Source organism: Spartobacteria bacterium UBA695 (assembly GCA_002298145.1).
Classification (GTDB): domain Bacteria; phylum Verrucomicrobiota; class Verrucomicrobiia; order Chthoniobacterales; family Chthoniobacteraceae; genus UBA695.
On record DBMP01000016.1, the window covers coordinates 27,156 to 43,339 of the forward strand.

15 protein-coding genes are annotated in these 16,184 nt (G+C 62.0%); 12 read left to right on the forward strand and 3 right to left on the reverse strand.

Going from position 1 to position 16,184, the window contains the following annotated elements:
• Positions 1–122 precede the first annotated feature (122 nt).
• Positions 123–338 carry a DUF2292 domain-containing protein gene (locus tag B2828_RS10660; RefSeq protein ID WP_479633723.1) on the reverse strand — a complete coding sequence of 72 codons (216 nt, stop codon included), beginning with the start codon at positions 336–338 and terminating at the stop codon, positions 123–125.
• Positions 339–721: 383 nt separating this feature from the next.
• On the opposite strand from B2828_RS10660, the gene B2828_RS10665 reads away from it, so the two are divergent.
• From B2828_RS10665 to B2828_RS10695, 7 genes are read left to right on the forward strand one after another with little or no spacing between them, the layout of a single operon-like run.
• A complete protein-coding gene (locus B2828_RS10665) occupies positions 722–1,753 on the forward strand; it encodes a uroporphyrinogen decarboxylase family protein (protein ID WP_479633724.1) in 1,032 nt (343 codons plus the stop codon).
• Between the two features lie 10 nt (positions 1,754–1,763).
• Positions 1,764–3,086 carry an O-acetylhomoserine aminocarboxypropyltransferase/cysteine synthase family protein gene (locus B2828_RS10670; protein WP_479633725.1) on the forward strand — a complete coding sequence of 441 codons (1,323 nt, stop codon included), beginning with the start codon at positions 1,764–1,766 and terminating at the stop codon, positions 3,084–3,086.
• Positions 3,087–3,091: 5 nt separating this feature from the next.
• Complete coding sequence (locus B2828_RS10675; RefSeq protein WP_479633726.1) at positions 3,092–4,075, forward strand: hypothetical protein; 984 nt, start codon at positions 3,092–3,094, stop codon at positions 4,073–4,075.
• Positions 4,076–4,077: 2 nt separating this feature from the next.
• Positions 4,078–4,698 (forward strand): dimethylsulfonioproprionate lyase family protein, encoded by a 621-nt coding sequence (locus tag B2828_RS10680; protein WP_479633727.1) that lies wholly within the window; start codon positions 4,078–4,080, stop codon positions 4,696–4,698.
• Positions 4,691–5,734, forward strand: a complete 1,044-nt coding sequence (locus B2828_RS10685; protein ID WP_479633728.1) for a uroporphyrinogen decarboxylase family protein — start codon at positions 4,691–4,693, stop codon at positions 5,732–5,734. The genes B2828_RS10680 and B2828_RS10685 overlap by 8 nt, the downstream gene beginning before the upstream one ends.
• The gene (locus B2828_RS10690) at positions 5,731–7,395 is read left to right on the forward strand and encodes an ASKHA domain-containing protein (protein WP_479633729.1); all 1,665 of its coding nucleotides are present in this window, start codon (positions 5,731–5,733) and stop codon (positions 7,393–7,395) included. Before B2828_RS10685 ends, B2828_RS10690 begins: the two co-directional genes overlap by 4 nt.
• Positions 7,396–7,402: 7 nt before the next feature.
• Complete coding sequence (locus B2828_RS10695; RefSeq protein WP_479633730.1) at positions 7,403–8,068, forward strand: corrinoid protein; 666 nt, start codon at positions 7,403–7,405, stop codon at positions 8,066–8,068.
• Positions 8,069–8,142: 74 nt separating this feature from the next.
• On the opposite strand, the gene B2828_RS10700 is transcribed toward B2828_RS10695, so the two are convergent.
• Entirely contained in the window at positions 8,143–8,418 is a 276-nt protein-coding gene (locus B2828_RS10700; protein ID WP_479633731.1) for a hypothetical protein, read from the reverse strand.
• A gap of 367 nt (positions 8,419–8,785) precedes the next feature.
• Between B2828_RS10700 and B2828_RS10705 the strand changes: the two genes are divergently transcribed.
• From B2828_RS10705 to B2828_RS10725, 5 genes are all read left to right on the forward strand, one after another.
• Positions 8,786–10,225, forward strand: a complete 1,440-nt coding sequence (locus B2828_RS10705; protein ID WP_479633732.1) for an outer membrane beta-barrel protein — start codon at positions 8,786–8,788, stop codon at positions 10,223–10,225.
• A 220-nt stretch (positions 10,226–10,445) separates the two neighbouring features.
• Positions 10,446–11,813 carry a cystathionine beta-synthase gene (locus B2828_RS10710; protein WP_479633733.1) on the forward strand — a complete coding sequence of 456 codons (1,368 nt, stop codon included), beginning with the start codon at positions 10,446–10,448 and terminating at the stop codon, positions 11,811–11,813.
• A complete protein-coding gene (locus tag B2828_RS10715) occupies positions 11,803–12,945 on the forward strand; it encodes a cystathionine gamma-synthase (RefSeq protein WP_479633734.1) in 1,143 nt (380 codons plus the stop codon). Before B2828_RS10710 ends, B2828_RS10715 begins: the two co-directional genes overlap by 11 nt.
• Positions 12,946–12,956: 11 nt before the next feature.
• Positions 12,957–14,126: a pyridoxal phosphate-dependent aminotransferase gene (locus B2828_RS10720; RefSeq protein ID WP_479633735.1), complete on the forward strand. Its 1,170-nt coding sequence runs from the start codon at positions 12,957–12,959 to the stop codon at positions 14,124–14,126.
• Positions 14,123–14,974: a Cof-type HAD-IIB family hydrolase gene (locus B2828_RS10725; RefSeq protein WP_479633736.1), complete on the forward strand. Its 852-nt coding sequence runs from the start codon at positions 14,123–14,125 to the stop codon at positions 14,972–14,974. The genes B2828_RS10720 and B2828_RS10725 overlap by 4 nt, the downstream gene beginning before the upstream one ends.
• Before the next feature lie 151 nt (positions 14,975–15,125).
• Here the strand turns inward: B2828_RS10725 and B2828_RS10730 are convergent, their stop codons facing one another.
• The gene (locus tag B2828_RS10730; RefSeq protein ID WP_479633737.1) at positions 15,126–16,175 is read right to left on the reverse strand and encodes a uroporphyrinogen decarboxylase family protein; all 1,050 of its coding nucleotides are present in this window, start codon (positions 16,173–16,175) and stop codon (positions 15,126–15,128) included.
• Between the last annotated feature and the right edge of the window lie 9 nt (positions 16,176–16,184).

Here is a 16,184-nt window from a genome sequence, read left to right on the forward strand (position 1 = left end):
CCCCGCTTTTGACGGTATGCATCCACTTGGCCAAAAGCCCCGGACGGGCTTTCCCAAGTCACCCAGTTTGTCTGATGTGCGAAGGATCCAATAGCACCTCATGTGCCATCGGAAAGGCGGTCCTACACCTTGGGGCGCGGAAGGTGCCGCTCGAAGCGGATCTTTTCCAGCTTGCGCACCTCGACGACTTCGCCGTCTTTCACGGTGAGCTGGACTTCGCCGTGGCTGAGGCCGCGGATCATGCCACGAACCACCTTTACCCATTGCCCCGAGACGGTTTTGCAATAGCTGGCCGGTGGGTCAACGGGCGTTTTCGCAGGAGGAGGAAGTGAATTCACGGTAAGCATGGTTTCAAGTGTTTTCGTTTCCCTGAACGCAAGTTTCGCGCCAAGTAGGCTTTACAGTGTGTTTCCTCTAGGTGACAGAGTTTCCGGCTGGTGAATTTTGGACATTCTGAAAAGAAACCGCCGAATTCTCTGTGAAAATGTGCTCAAAAAGGGGGCGGAGAGGGTTCGCTATCCGGCAGGGCTTTCATTGCCCCTTTTTTGCGCGGTTACAGTGGAGGCGCAAGATCCGGGGGGAGCAGAGCAAAAAAAGATATAGACACATAAATACCTACCGCGCTACTAGGTAGATATGCATCATCGAACATTCCCTGTTAAGTCGGCTGAATTTTCTTCATTCGGGCTCGTGGTGGAATAGCGGAGGAGGCAAAAAAAAAGTGACTTCGAAAGAAATTATTGCGAAAACCCTCCGGCTGGAAAAAACCCCGCGCGTGCCGGTCTCTTTGCTCTCTTCGGGAGCTTGGACGCTCAACCGCGCCGGGCTGACGCTCGAAAAGGCGCTCGACGTCACCCCGGAGCGCTTCGCCGAGGTGATCGCCACCACCAACGATTCGGTGGGCTGCGACATCGTCTGGCCCGGGTCGGGCTACCACAACCTGGCGATCCGCGGTGTGGGCGGAAAGATCAAATTCCGCATCAAGGGAACGCCGGATGTGCAGGAATCGGTGATCACCGACGCGGCGAAGATCGATCCCAATTTGTACAAGCGCGTGGCGGATGACAAAGGCATCGCGTTGCTCGTGGAGACGGCGCGGATTCTCTCCCGCGAGATCGGCTCGCACACAGTGGTGGGCACCAGCCAGTGGGCCCCCTTCACCCTGGGCGGCCTGGCCTACGGCGTGGAAAAACTGATGCGCGGCATCTACAAGGACAAGGCCGCCGTGCACGCGGTGCTCGACTTCGCCGCCGACCTCTGTTTCGCCTACCTGGAGCCATACATCGAAGCGGGCGTTTCGATGATTTCGCTCGCCGACCCGACCTCCTCGGGCGACCTGATTTCGCGCAGTCAGTTCATTGAATTTTCGCTCCCCTACCTGCAGCGCGTGGCCGCCAAGATCAAGGCGCGCGGCGTTTGGGTGACGGTGCACATTTGCGGCAACACGACCAACCGGCTCGACCAAATCCCGATTGCGGGAGCTGATCTCATGTCGGTGGATTACAAGGTCAACCTCAAGGAGGCGCGCGGCATTTTGGGCGGCAAGATCGCCTTTGCGGGGAACATGAACCCCGTCACGGTGATCCAGAAATCGACCCCCGAGGGCGTTGCCGAAGCCAGCCGCGAGGCGATTGCCCGGGCGGAGGGAACCAGCGGCGGTTACATCCTGATGCCGGGCTGCGACATCCCGCCGAGTTCGCCGCTGGAGAATGTTCAAACCATGGTTCAAACGGCACATGCCTACCCAGTCTGACAATTAGTATATGAGTAAATATTCCGAACGAAAAGCGCGTGCCGCTGAGCCCCCCACCCGGGGCAAGGGCACCATCTGCATCCAGGGTGGATACACCCCGAAAGTGGGCGAGGCGAGAGTGCTCCCCATTTTCCAATCGACCACCTACAAGTACGAAGACCTGGATCAGGTGGAGCGCCTCTTTGCGCTCAAGGAAGCTGGGAACAAGTACACCCGCACGGGCAACCCGACGGTGGCTGCTTTGGAGTCGAAGCTCACGGAACTCGAAGGCGGCGTGGGCGCGGTGGCGCTGGCTTCCGGCCAGGCGGCCAACCTGCTCGCCATTACCAACATCGCCAACGCGGGCGATCACATCGTGGCCGCCTCGACGGTCTACGGCGGTACCTACACGCTACTCGCCCGCACCCTGCCGCGCTACGGCATCGAGACGACCTTCGTGGACCCGGAGGCCAAGACCAAGGACCTGCGCGGTGCGTTCCGCCCGAATACCAAGCTCATCATCGGCGAGACCATCGGCAACCCGGGCCTGGGGATTTTGGATTTCGATAAATTCGCCACCCTCGCGCGCGAGTTCGACGTCCCCTTCATCGTCGATAACACCCTTGCGACGCCCTACCTGTGCACCCCGTTCCAGTTCGGTGCGAACATCATTACGCACTCGACGACGAAGTACGCCGACGGCCATGCCACGAGCTTGGGCGGCGTGGTGATTGACGGCGGCAACTACGACTGGACCAACGGAAAATTCCCCGACCTGACCCGGCCCGACGAGACCTACGCCAATACAAACTACATCGAGAAATTCGGCCGGGCCGCGTACATCGCCAAGGGCCGCGCTCAGTATCTGCGGGACTTCGGGGCGTGCCTCAGCCCGTTTAACGCATTTTTAATCAACCTCGGCCTGGAGACGCTGCATCTGCGGATGCCGCGCCACAGCGAGAACGCACTCGCGCTGGCGGAATTCCTGAGCCAGCACCCGAAGGTCAACTGGGTCGTCTACCCCGGCTTGAAGGGCAACCCGAACCGGGCGCGGATCCGGAAGTACTTTCTGCATAACGCGGCCAGCGGCGTGCTGACCTTCGGCATCAAAGGGAACTCCCAGGCGGCCCGCAAATTCGTGGCCGCGCTCAAGGTGGCCGCGCTGGTGGTGCACATCGGCGACGCGCGGACGAGCGTGCTGCATCCCGCGACCAGCACCCACTCCCAGCTCAGCCCCAAACAACAACTCAGCGCCGGGATCACCCCGGATATGATCCGCGTTTCCGTAGGCATCGAGGATGCCGCGGACATCATCGCCGATTTCGACCAAGCCTTGCGCAGCATCAGCCGATAAAGTTTATGCCTACAACCCAAACCAACGAACCGGGCACCGTGATCTATGTCGATACGGCGGCATATCTTTCGCTGAAGCCCAAGCATATTAAAGACCGCCTTTCCATCGGGCTGACGGACCACTCCTACAAGCCCCGGGTGGACGATCTGGAGAGCGACTGGGTGGCGCACGTTTCCGCGCCCGCCTTCAAGATTTTCCGCCAGCGGCGTGGCGGCGGTAAGGTCGAGTCGTTCTGCTCCGTCGGGACGGGCTCGGGGCTCGACGTGCTCTCGGCTGCGGAGGTCCTGGGCGTCGAGCGCGTGGGCCTGACCGACGTGCATCTCGATGTCGTGGACGTGGCGGCCAAGAACATCGCACGCAATCTCAAGCCCGGCTACAAACTCGCCATCGAGGCGGGCTTTGGCGATCTGCTGGAGCCGCTGCGGAAATTCGGCTCGCGCTATACCGTCATCTACGAAAACCTTCCCAACGTGCCGCTGGCCGACCCGCAGGGGCTCGCCGTGGAGCGCACCAGCTCCACCTACGTCCCGCCCCGCGCAGAGACGCTGCCCGAGCTGGTGAAGCGCCAGATGCTCGATTTGCACTACCTGGCGCTCGTTCAGGCGCGGGATTTCCTGGCTCCTGGCGGGGCCTTGCTCTCGTGCATGGGCGCGCGCGTGCCGCTCTCGGTCTACCTTTCGCTGGGCGAGCTGGCGGGCTACCGCTCGTCGTTTCTGACGTATTCGTGGAAGGTCCAGGGCGACCCGGAAGAGGTCATTCGCGATCACGCGGGCAATCAGAAAAAAGGCTTTGGACCGTTTTATTTCTACCGCGCCGAAGTACTCAAAAAAGTTTTCGCGTCCGTCGATCTGGCGGAATCAGGCCAGCGCGCGCTGGAGATCGAGGCGGAGCTGTTGCCGCATCGGCTCGACTCCGAGACCGCCTATGAGGCGTTCCGTGGTGGCGAGAAAATCGGGCACACCGTGGCCATGCTGCAATCGGAGTTATAGCCATGAGCGACTTGAATTTCATTCTCAAGCTCATCGACGTTGCCAAGTCCCATTTGCAGCGCGGCAAGGCTCACCAGGGCGCGATCGGCGACGAAACCTCCCGCGTGCTGGGGCTCCTGCAAACGGTGCCGCCGCTGACCGGGGTCTTTTCGCCCAATACGCATCCGCTGACGCGCCACCTGGAGGCGGCCTTTGGCGCGGCGAGCCCGGCAACGGCTGATCTGGTCGCGGCGATCCGCCCCGTGGCGTCTATCTTGCCCTGGACCTACGGCTACGAAAAACGCGACGACTTCCCCGGGCTGGAAAACGCCATGGGCTGGGCCGAGATCATCGGCCCGGAGGCGCCCTTTCGCAGCCAGAGCGTCTGCCTGGGCCTGACGTTGATCGGGCCGGAAACCTTGTATCCCGCTCACGCCCACCCGGCGGTGGAGCTTTACTACGTGATTGCCGGGAACGCCCAGTGGACTGCGGCCGGGGTGACCCATACCAACCCGCCCGGGACCTTTATTCTCCACCCTTCCGAGGTCATTCATACCATGAAGACCGGCGGAGAACCGCTGCTCGCGCTCTACACGTGGAGCGGCACGGACGTCAAGACTACCTCCTATTTTACCCATGAGTAACTACACCGAAAAAGAACGTCTCCTGCGTGTGCTCCACAAGGAATCCGTGGACCGTCCCCCGGTGATCTGCACGGGTGGCATGATGAATGCCGCCATCGTCGAGATCATGAAAAAAACCGGCCACACACTGCCGGAAGCCCATCTCGACGCCCAGCGCATGGCCGATCTGGCGCTCGACATCCACGAATACACCGGCTTTGAAAACATCGGCATCCCCTTCTGCATGACGGTGGAGGCGGAGCTGCTCGGCAGCCCGGTCGATCACGGTACGCTGGAGTGCGAGCCGAAGATCGCGAGCGAAATTTTCCCCTCGCTGACGCAGGTGGAATTTCGCGACATCGACCAGCTCGTTCACAGCGGCCGCATCAACGTCGTTGTGGACGCCGCGCATGAACTGGCGCGCCGCCGCCCCGATGTGCCGATCGTTGCGAGCCTCACGGGCCCGGTGAGTACGGCGGCTTCCATCGTCGATCCGCTTACCTTTTACAAGGAACTGCGCAAGCACCCGGCGGACGCTCATCGCGTGCTGGAGTACGTCACCGATTTGCTTGCCGCCTTTGCCGACCGGCTGCTCGATGGGCAGGGGGCCAGCGCGATTGCCATCGGCGATCCCTCGGCCACGGGCGAACTGCTCGGGCCGAAGATTTTCGAGGAATACGCGGTGCGCTACATCAACAAGCTTGCCGACCGCGTTCACGCCAAGGGCGCGCCGTTCATCGTACACATTTGCGGCGACGTCAAGCGCGTCAAGCCGCAGCTGGTTTCCATCCGGGCCGATGCGCTGAGCACCGACGCGATGATCAGCCTCCCGGCGCTCAAGGCCGAGTACCCGCACATCACCACCATGGGCAACCTGAGCACCTTTGCGCTCCAGTGGAACCAGGCGGAAAAAATCGCGAAGATGACCCGCAACCTCGTCGCCGACGGCATCGACATCATTTCGCCCGCGTGCGGCCTGAGCACTTCGACGCACTTGGAAAGCATTCAGGCCATGACCCGCACGGTTAAGGAAGCCGCCCCGGTTCCCCAGCCATGAGCAAGGTTTCCTTTCCCAACCTGAAGCTGACGGTGGAACTGGAGGTCGGCGGTTCGCTGCGGGAAGCCCTGCGGCGGGCCGGGGCCGACGTCGAGTTTCCCTGCAACGGCGCGGGCACCTGCGGCAAATGCCGTGTTAAGCTTGCGAAGGGCCAGGAGGCCAAGGTCCACGAGAACGCTCACCGGTTCTTGAACGAAGAGGAGCGCAAGGCGGGCTACATCCTGGCGTGCCAGGCGACGGTCCTCGGCGACGTCACGGTGGAAACCGACGTCCCGGATTCCGAGGGCGAAGGGCTGCGGATTCTCAGCGAGGGGAACTCCCTTGATGTGGAATTGAAGCCGTGGATTTCCAAGGAATTCGACGGCGCTTCGACGCACCTGCTCGCGGGGGCGGAGCGCATCGGCCTGGAGCACGGCGATACGACCGCGCACCAGTACGGCCTCGCGGTGGACATCGGCACCACCACGCTCGTCTCCACGCTGCTCGACTTGAGGACCGGCAAAGAGCTGGCCACCTCATCGAGCCTCAACCCCCAGGCGCGCACCGCGCAGGATGTGCTCTCGCGCATCAAGCTCGGCTCGGAACCGGCGGGGCTGGCGAAGCTTCAGCGTGAGATTATCGACGAGCTCAGCCGCCATGCCGCCGACGTGGCGCAGCAGGCTGGGATCAAGCCCGAGCAGATCTACGAGGCGGTTTTCAGCGGTAATACCACGATGCTTTACCTGGCCATCGGGGCGAACCCAGTTTCGCTGGGGAAATACCCCTACACGCTCACTCGCGAGGGAGCCGAGCATGTGCCCGCGGCGGAGATCGGCTTTGCGATTTCGCCCGAGGGGCTCGTCTACCTGCCGCCGGTGATGTCGGCCTACGTCGGGGCGGATATTTCCTCCGGCATCCTTGCCTCGCGCTTGGCGGAGGAAAAAGGCGTGATCCTCTTTGTCGATATCGGTACTAACGGCGAAATGGTGCTGGCCCGCGACGGCGTGTTGACGGCCACCTCCACGGCGGCCGGTCCCGCCTTTGAAGGGATGAACATCACCTGCGGCATGCGCGCCGGGCGGGGAGCCGTGGAGCGCGTGGCGCTTTCGGACGAGGGCATCGAGATCGCCACGATCCACGATGCCGAGCCGGTGGGCATCTGCGGCAGCGGGCTCCTCGACGTGGTGGGCGAGCTGGCGGCCCATGGCGGCGTGGATAAAAACGGACGCTTCCAATACAACGGCTCGTCGCCCGACAAACCATGGAAGGACCGCTGGGATTCTGTTGACGGCAAACCGGTTTTCCGGCTTTCCGGCCCGGTTTACCTTTCGCAGAAAGATGTGCGCCAGGTGCAGTTGGCCAAGGCGGCCATCCGCGCGGGCATTGAGCTGATGCTCAAGGAAAACGGCCTCACCCCCGCTGGGGTGGACCGCGTGCTCATCGCCGGGTCCTTCGGCTTCCACCTGCGCACGGAGAGCCTCATCAACCTCGGCCTGCTGCCCCGGGAGTTTGCGGGCCGCGTCGAGTTTGTTGGCAACACCTCGCGCACAGGCGCGCAGGCGCTGCTCTTAAATCATCCCCTTCGCGGCAAGCTCCACTGCGTCACTCGCGCGGTCAGTGTGCTGGAATTGGCCAAAGACCCCGCATTCGAAAAAATCTTCATCAAATCACTTCAATTTTAAAACGACTATGACTATCCAGGCAGAACAACTTCACGAACAACTCGCCACCGCTGTGGTGGAACTGGACGAGGATCGGACCAAGGAACTCGCGCACCAAGCGGTCGATTTCGGCCTTGATGCGTGGCAGGCCGTGGAACTGGGCCTCGTGGCGGGCATGGACCGCGCCGGAAAACTCTTCGATCAGGAGGAATACTTCATCCCCGAGCTGCTGCTGGCCTCCGACGCCATGTATGCCGGGCTCGAAATCCTCCGCCCCCACATCCCCATCGACACCTCGGCGGAACGGAAAAGCAAGGTCGTCATCGGCGTCATCGAAGGCGACACGCACGACATCGGCAAGAACCTCGTGCGGATCATGCTCGACGTGGGCGGCTTCGAAGTGATCGATCTCGGCCGCGACGTGCCTCCGCAGACCTTCGTCGACAAGGCCAAGGAGATTGACGCGGACATCATCGCCATCGCCTCCCTCATGACGACCACCATGGACGGCATGGCCGAGGTGGTGCGCATCCTGGAGCGCGAAGGCATCCGCGAACGCGTCAAAGTCATCGTTGGCGGTGCGCCGGTCTCGCAGGGCTTCGCCACCAAGATCGGTGCGGACGGCTACGCCTCGCGGGCTCCCGCCGCCGTCGTTCTGGCCAAAAAACTGGTCTCCGAAAAAGCGGCCGCCTGATCCGCGGCTAATCGTTTCTCATAGCGCTGAAAAAAAAGCCCGTTCCTGTTTCAAGGAGCGGGCTTTTTATTTTCCTACCAACGGCCGTAAGGCGGCGCCTGTTCCCAGTTCGCATTTTGGGATTCGTAGTAGAGCGGCGCGCCCGCGAGCCGATGAATGCCGTCGGGGCACTCCTGGCTCGTCACGGTGCTGTTGGTTCTCAACGGCGGGGGGCACGGTTCACAGTGCGTTTGAACTGTGGTGCATTCCCGCACGGGCGGGCAGCATTGGCAGCCCGTGAGCAATGCCGCCGCGGCCAGGCTAAGGCAGCCGAGGGCCAGAGGCATCGCCATGTGTTTTGGAATTTGCATAGGTTCGATAACTAGGCGGCGGCCGGGGATTTGGTTGCAACGCCCTACTGCCACCACGAACTGGGTTTCGGATTGAAATCCCGGTATGGACTCGCTCCGCACGTAGGAAATTTATCGCACGGAGTCAAAAAAAGTCCAACGGACGGCAAAAAAAGAGTAGACGTATATATACCCACCTAGTAGATAGGTGTATACGCAAGACAGGGAGACCCCCTGATTGCAAAAAAATGGAGATTTGCGGGGCCCACGGCGTTTGCAAATGGCCGATAAGAACCAGACCACTGGACTTGACAGGAACAACAAAACAAAACCTCAAGCAACCCATCAGACTACTGAAGGTTGTGTACTTCATCATCCTTAGTATTCAATGAAATCTCTCCTTGCCTATCAGACGGGCTCCGCGCGGCGGGCCGCCATTACTGCCCTGGGAGCCGTCATAGCGCTTTCTTCGCCGATCCTCGCCATCGCGGGCGACGCGTCCAAAGCCACCGTGGAAACCACCTCCGTCATTTGGGAAAAGCCAGCGTGGCTGACCGATCTCTCGCTGCGTGTCGGCGAAAGCTATGACACCAACGTTTACCTCGCGGGCGTCGCGTGGCCGGAGGGCAATCTCGTCGCGCTGCGTAACAAATCCTCGTGGGTAACGACCATTACGCCGAAGATCGGGGTTGATCTGGCCAAGTTCCTCGACAAAGACAGCTTTGTTAAGAGCTTCACGCTCGGCTACAGCCCGGACATTCTCATTTTCCATGATGCTTCCGATGAATCCTACCAGGCTCACCGCATCACGACGGGCTTCAAGGGCAAGGCGGACAATGTCACCGTCACTCTCGACAACGCCTTGACGGTGATCAACGGCGACGATGACGGCCTGCGCTACCCGGGTGGGGCCAGCGCCTATGCCAACGGCACGATTCGCGAACGCCGCAGCCAGTGGCAGGACCGCTCCAAGCTTGCGGTGAAGGTCGACGTCAACGAATCCATCTTCGTTCGTCCGACGGTTTCGTTGCTCTACTACGATCTCGGCACCAATTTCTACAAAGCCTCCGGCAACTACTCCGGCTATACCAACTTCATTGATCGCTACGATGTCAATGGCGGCGCTGATCTGGGCTACAACGTCAATAAAGACGTAGCCTTCACCCTGGGCTACCGCTATGGCCATCAGTATCAGCAGGCCTACCCGGACTATGCCTCCACGGGCGTGACTAGCCTTGGCCGCGACGCCACCAACGACTACCAGCGCGTGCTGGTGGGCGTGGAAGGCTCACCGCTCAAGTGGTTGAAGGTCGAGGCTCAGGTGGGCCCGCAGTTCACCACCTACACCGACAGCCGCCCCTACCGCGACACCGTGGCGAAGTATGGCCTGGTTGATGACAACGCGACGAGCGTCTTCGCGGAGGCTTCCGTGACGATCTCTCCGACCAAGAGCGACGCATTGGTTCTGAAGTACAAGCGTTGGAACTGGGTGGCCAGCACGGGCGTCAACGCCTATGTTGACTCGACCTTTGATGCCAGCTTCCGGCACCAGCTTTCCAAGGACCTGCAATTGGCCGTGGGCGTGCGCGCCTCGAACTCGGACTACAACCCGTACCAACTCCGCAGCGACTGGCTCTACACCACGTCCGTCGGTCTCAAGTACAACATTACCAAGAACCTCACCTGGGATCTAACCTACGCTTACGACCGCGCCGAGAACGGCCAGGTGCAGACGGCGAGCGCCTCGGGCGTCTGGTCCAATATTGACAACTCCACCCGTCAATTCGACCGGAGCATCGTTTCCTCCGGCGTGACGTGGGCGTTCTAAACTAAGGCAAGTCATCATGAAAGTTCCCATCCACCTTTCGACGGAATTCGAAATGTGGATGGGGACTACCCTTTGGGCAGTTCGCAGCGCCTCTCCTCGCATGATGCGGGGAGAGGCGCTCAAATTTGCCCGCGGCGCGGGGAAAAGCGCCGATTCTCAACCACACCGGAGACGCTGGAGTTAATACAAATACAAGGCATCCCCGGGAAAAAATATCCTTATGGCAAAATACGATAATATCCTCCAAGCCGTCGGGCGCACGCCCCTCGTCAAACTCAACCGCATCGGAGCGGATCTGGCTTCCGACATTTACGTCAAAGTCGAGTACCTCAACCCGGGCGGCAGTTCCAAGGACCGCATCGGCGTGGAAATGGTGCGGGCAGCCGAGGAGGCTGGCATCCTCAAGCCGGGCGGAACCATCGTCGAGGCGACTGCGGGCAACACGGGCGTTGGATTGGCCCTGGTGGCCGCAGTGAAGGGGTACAAATTGATCGTCGTCCTCCCGGACAAAATGAGCGGGGAAAAAATCGCCCTCCTGCGGGCCTACGGCGCGGAAGTCGTGATCACCGCGACCAATGTGCCGCCGGATTCCCCCGAAAGCTACAACGGCGTGGCCGACCGGATCGCCCGCGAGATTCCCGGCGCCTTCCGCGCGGGCCAGTTCGTCAACCCGCGCAATCCGCAGGCCCACTACCTGACCACCGGCCCGGAAATCTGGGAGGATAGCGAGGGGAAAGTGGAGGTGTTCGTGGCCGGGATGGGCACGGGCGGAACGATTTCCGGCACCGCCCGCTACCTGAAGGAGAAGAACCCCAACATTACGGTCGTGGGCGCCGACCCTGAAGGCTCAATATTATCAGGTGATACACCACGGCCTTTCAAAGTGGAAGGCATCGGCGAGGATTTCATCCCGAAAACTTTTGATCGTCAGTTGGTGGACGAAATGGTCCGCATCAGCGACTACGAGTCGTTCAACACCGCCCGGCGGCTGACCCGCGAGGAAGGCATCTTCGTGGGCGGCTCCAGCGGCACGGCTCTCGCGGCGGCGTTGAAGTACGCGCAGCGCCTGGAGCGCCCGCGCAACATCGTGGTGCTGCTTCCCGACACCGGGCGCAACTACCTGAGCAAGATCTACTCGGACGACTGGATGCGTCAGAACGGCTTCTGGCAGACGCACGAGCAGCGTTCCGTGAAGGTCGGGCAGGTGATTGGCCACAAGAAGGAGTCCCCGGCCATTATCTCCGTGGGGCCCAAGGAGAAGCTCAAGGTGGCGGTGCAGCTCTTTACGCAGCACAACATCTCGCAGCTTCCCGTGATCGAGGAGAACAACGTGATCGGGTCGCTTAACGAAGCCTCGATCATGAAGAGCCTGCACGACGGCGTGGACCTCAATAACCAGGACATCGGCGTCGTCATGGGCAACCCGCTTCCCGTGCTCGACGAGAACACCGACATCGCCGAGGCCTATCGGCTGCTGTTGGGCGGTTCGCCCGCACTCGTCGTCACCCGGAACTGCGTTCCCCACGGCATCATCAGCCGCTTCGATATCATCAACGCCCTCATCAACAAAGACGAATATGGAATTTGAAACCTTAGCGATTCACGACGGACAGGCTCCCGAACCGCGCACCGGCGCAGTCAGCGTGCCGATTTACCAGACCTCTACCTTCCAGCAGGACGGCATCGGCAAGCAACGCCTGGGGTTTGAATACTCCCGTTCTGGCAACCCGACGCGCCAGGCCCTCGAAGCGGCCCTCGCGCTGGTGGAGCACGGCCAGTACGGCCTCGCGTTCTCGTCCGGCTCGGCGGCGACGGTGGCGGCGCTCCAGGTGGTCAAGCCCGGCGACCAGATCCTCGCGGGCAACGACACCTACGGCGGCACCTACCGCATTTTCGAGCGCATCCTGCGCCCGTGGGGCGTCGATACGGTCTACGTGGACGCGACGGACATTGCCGCGTTTGAAAAAGCAATCACGCCCAAAACGAAGCTCATCTGGATCGAAACGCCGACCAATCCGCTGCTGAAGCTCGTCGACATCGCGGCCCTGGCCGAGGTGGCCGACAAGCACAAGCTCATCCTGGTGGTGGACAACACCTTTGCCAGTTCCTACCTCCAGCAGCCCCTCGACCTCGGGGCGCGCGTGGTGGTACATAGTACTACAAAGTATTTGGGAGGCCACAGCGATGTGGTCGGTGGCGCGTTCATTACGTCGGATAAGGAGATCTACGACACCGTCAAATTCTACCAAAACGCGGCGGGCGGGGTGCCCGGACCGTGGGATTCGTGGCTCGTCCTGCGCGGGCTCAAGACGCTGAAGGTGCGGCTGCGCGAGCACTCGGCCAACGCGCTCCATCTGGCCCGCATTCTGGAAAAGCATCCGCAGGTCGAGCGGGTATACTATCCCGGCCTGGAGAGCCACCCGCAGCACGAGTTGGCCAAGCGCCAGATGCGCGACTTCGGCGGCATGGTCAGCTTTGAGGTCAAGGGAGGCGTCCCGGCCGTGGAACGGCTGGTCGCGCGGTTGCATCTCTTCGTGCTTGCGGAAAGTCTGGGCGGCGTTGAATCGCTGCTCTGCTACCCGCCCCGCATGACGCATGCTGCGGTTGGTGCGGAGGAACGCGCCCGGCGCGGCATCCATGACAACCTGGTCCGGCTATCCGTCGGCCTGGAGGCGGCAGCCGACCTCGAAGCCGACTTGCTAGAAGCATTGAAACCGTAGAGAATAGGTCCGTGCCCAAGCCCAGCATTCGCACCGGAAATTTCACCGAATCGGTCATTCGCCGGATGACCCGGATCTCCAATGCCCACCAGGCCGTCAACCTGGCGCAGGGGTTTCCGGATTTCGATCCACCGGAGGCGCTTATCGCCGCCGCCGAGCACGCCGCGCGCCACGGTCCGCATCAATACGCCGTGACGTGGGGCGCGCCGAATTTCCGTGCGGCGCTGGCTCGCAAGCAAACCCGATGGACGGGCATACCGCTCGATCCGGATGCCCACATCGTGGTGACTTGCGGCAGCACGGAGGCGATGATCGTCTCGATGATGACGGCCTGCAACCCGGGCGACAAAGTCATCGTCTTTTCGCCCTTCTACGAGAACTACGTGGCCGACGCTATTCTTTCGGGCGCCGAGCCGATCTACGTTCCGCTGCGGCCGCCGGAGTTCAATTTCGACCCGGCGGAGCTGCGGCGCGCCTTTGAGCAGCGGCCCAAGGCGCTTATTCTTTGCAACCCGTCCAACCCGTCGGGGAAGGTCTTCACGCGCGAGGAACTGCTGCAGATCGCTTCGCTGGCGGAGGAGTTCGATACGTTCGTGATCACCGACGAGGTGTATGAGCATATCGTGTATGCGCCGGGCGAGCACGTCTATTTCGCGTCGCTGCCGGGGATGTTCGAACGGACGCTCTCGTGCGGGTCGCTTTCGAAGACGTATTCGATCACCGGATGGCGGCTTGGTTACGTGATCGGTCCGGAGGCGGTGATCCCGCGCGCCCGCAACGTTCATGATTTCCTGACCGTGGGCGCGGCGGCTCCGTTGCAGGAAGCGGCGGTGACGGCGCTCGAATTGCCCGACGCCTACTACCATGAGCTGCAATGCATCTACACGGAAAAGCGCACGTTTTTTCTGGAGTGGCTCGACCGCGCGGGGCTGCGCTATACGAAACCCGATGGGGCGTATTACGTGATGGTTGATATTGGCGAATTTGGCTGGGAGGACGACATAGCCTTTGCCGAATGGCTGACGCGGGAAGTGGGCGTGGCCGGGGTGCCAGGCTCCAGCTTCTTTCGCGAGCCGGTGCGGCATTTGATCCGTTTCCATTTCGCCAAAAAGCGCACGACGCTGGAGGCGGCCGGGGAGCGCTTGCTCAAGCTGCGGGAAAAGGCGGCGGCGAGGTCATGACCGAGGAATTTTTCCCCTATCGGATGGCGGGCGTCGATCTGGATGGAACACTTCTCGGGCCGGAGAAACAGCTCAGTCCGGAGAATGCCGCGGCGATCTTTGTCTTGCAGGAAATGGGCGTGCGAGTGGTGCTTGCCTCGGGGCGGCGGCATGAAAGCATGCTCGCGCTGCACCGTGAGCTGGGGCTCGATACGCCGCTGGTTTCCTGCCAGGGCGCACTCGTTAAACAGGCGCGTTCCGGGCGCGTTTTGTACGAGCAGAATGTTCCGGAAGACCTCGCGGCGGAGGTGGTGGACCTTGCGGCGTCGTCATCGAGCGGCAGCCTGCTTTATTTTCATCGCGATGCCATTTACGTCGCCCGGGAGGACCGGTTTACCGATGTTTTCAAGAACCGGGGCCGCCATCGGCTCACGGAGTGCGGTGACTTAACGCTGCTGGCCGGGTCCTCGCCGCAAAAGCTCGTCTGGGTGGATGTCCCCGAGCGAACGACCGCGAGGCTGGCTGCGTTGCGAGCGCGTTATCAGGGCCGACTGGAATTGACGATCACCAGCCCGGATTACCTGGAATTTACGGCCTCCGGAGTGAACAAAGCGGAGGCGCTGGCGGCCGTGGCGGCGAGCTACGGCGTGGACGCTTCCGAGGTGATGGTTTTCGGAGACGGCAACAACGACGTGCCGATGTTCTGCTGGGCGGGGCTTAGTGTGGCGATGTCGTCGGCGACGGCGCAGGCCAAGAGCGCCGCATCCCATGTCGCGCCGGCGGGCGATCCGCGCACGAGTTTCTCGCGGGCGGTGGCATTGGCGCTGGCGACCTCGCCGGTATTACGCGAGCTGGCCCGGCAGGCTTGATACGAGTTTCACAGTCATCCACCAATAAATGGCCTCTCTATAAAAAATATTTCACGCAAAGGCGCAAAGAAGGCAGGTGCATCTCTTCTTTGCGTCTTTGCGTGAGACTTTATGCCTTTTATCGGGGTAAATCGCAAAAGGCGGGCCCCGTTTATTCCGCCCCGGCGACGGCGCGGGTCAGGGCGTGGATGTTGCCGAGCGGCGTGGCGCTGGCTATGGAGCACGACGGGCAGACGATGTGCGTGCCGTCGGCCACGATGCGCCGGGTGACGTTCCCGATGGCGTCGGCCTGGCCGTTGTGCAGGAGAAACGTGCTGACGTTGCCGACCACCGTTAAATTCGGATGGCGCTCGCGTAACGCGGCGATGGAAACCTTGGCGTCGGGCAGGAAGCCGGTGGCGTGCAGCGCGTCGAGCGATTCCGCCGCTCGGTCCACGGCCCCGCACATGTGCAGGATCACGGGAACGCCCGTGGCCTGGAGGCGGTCGATCAGGCAGTTGAGGTGCGGCAGCGCTACGTCGGCGAAACGCTTCGGGCCGATCAATTCCGGCGTCGCCGTATCTTCGCAAACGGTCAGGACATCGGCTCCAGCCTCGATGAAGGCCCAGCCCAGGGCGGCCAGGAAATCGCCGGTGTATTCCAGCAGCGCCCCGGCCTCGGCGGGAGCGGTACGCAGTTCCTTGAAAAAAGCCACCGGCTCGACCAGCTCCGCTGCCACGCTGAGCGGCCCCAGGAGGTTGCCGACGATGGGGAGGTCGCCCGCCGTTTCCACCAGCCGCCGAATGGCCTCGATGGCTACGGGTACGCGGCCGGTTCGCAGCAGTTCCTCCACGGGGCGACGGGGAACGTCGCGAGCGTGCTGGTAGGGCTCGCGGATGATTCGGGCTTCCGTGCGCTCGTCGCCGAGCTCCACGGGAACGCCGAAGGCATCCGCTTCGAGCGTGGCGCAGAGCGGCACGCCCACCGACTCGAAGCCGGTAATGCGTGCCGCCGCGAGCGCGAGTTTGGCCATCTCTTCCGCATCGAGGTGCGCCTGGGGCAGGCTGCTGCCGGATTGGGCGACGACCTCGGCCGTCAGCGCGGTGAGGGCTCCCCCGGTGCAGATCACTGGGGGACGGTCCACCGGTTTGCGGGCGAGCGCGCTCAGCAAGCGGGCGCGGCGGCCTGTGGGAACCGGACGATGGGGAAGAGACTGGCTCATGCTATTGGA

Excerpts from the sequence above, each read along its gene's own strand:
- B2828_RS10685 (WP_479633728.1), top strand. The coding sequence starts at position 4,691 with ATGAGTAACTACACCGAAAAAGAACGTCTCCTGCGTGTGCTCCACAAG.
- B2828_RS10675 (WP_479633726.1), top strand. The coding sequence starts at position 3,092 with ATGCCTACAACCCAAACCAACGAACCGGGCACCGTGATCTATGTCGAT.
- B2828_RS10690 (WP_479633729.1), top strand. The coding sequence starts at position 5,731 with ATGAGCAAGGTTTCCTTTCCCAACCTGAAGCTGACGGTGGAACTGGAG.
- B2828_RS10730 (WP_479633737.1), bottom strand. The coding sequence starts at position 16,175 with ATGAGCCAGTCTCTTCCCCATCGTCCGGTTCCCACAGGCCGCCGCGCC.
- B2828_RS10715 (WP_479633734.1), top strand. The coding sequence starts at position 11,803 with ATGGAATTTGAAACCTTAGCGATTCACGACGGACAGGCTCCCGAACCG.
- B2828_RS10695 (WP_479633730.1), top strand. The coding sequence starts at position 7,403 with ATGACTATCCAGGCAGAACAACTTCACGAACAACTCGCCACCGCTGTG.
- B2828_RS10705 (WP_479633732.1), top strand. The coding sequence starts at position 8,786 with ATGAAATCTCTCCTTGCCTATCAGACGGGCTCCGCGCGGCGGGCCGCC.
- B2828_RS10680 (WP_479633727.1), top strand. The coding sequence starts at position 4,078 with ATGAGCGACTTGAATTTCATTCTCAAGCTCATCGACGTTGCCAAGTCC.
- B2828_RS10700 (WP_479633731.1), bottom strand. The coding sequence starts at position 8,418 with ATGCAAATTCCAAAACACATGGCGATGCCTCTGGCCCTCGGCTGCCTT.
- B2828_RS10710 (WP_479633733.1), top strand. The coding sequence starts at position 10,446 with ATGGCAAAATACGATAATATCCTCCAAGCCGTCGGGCGCACGCCCCTC.
- B2828_RS10670 (WP_479633725.1), top strand. The coding sequence starts at position 1,764 with ATGAGTAAATATTCCGAACGAAAAGCGCGTGCCGCTGAGCCCCCCACC.
- B2828_RS10725 (WP_479633736.1), top strand. The coding sequence starts at position 14,123 with ATGACCGAGGAATTTTTCCCCTATCGGATGGCGGGCGTCGATCTGGAT.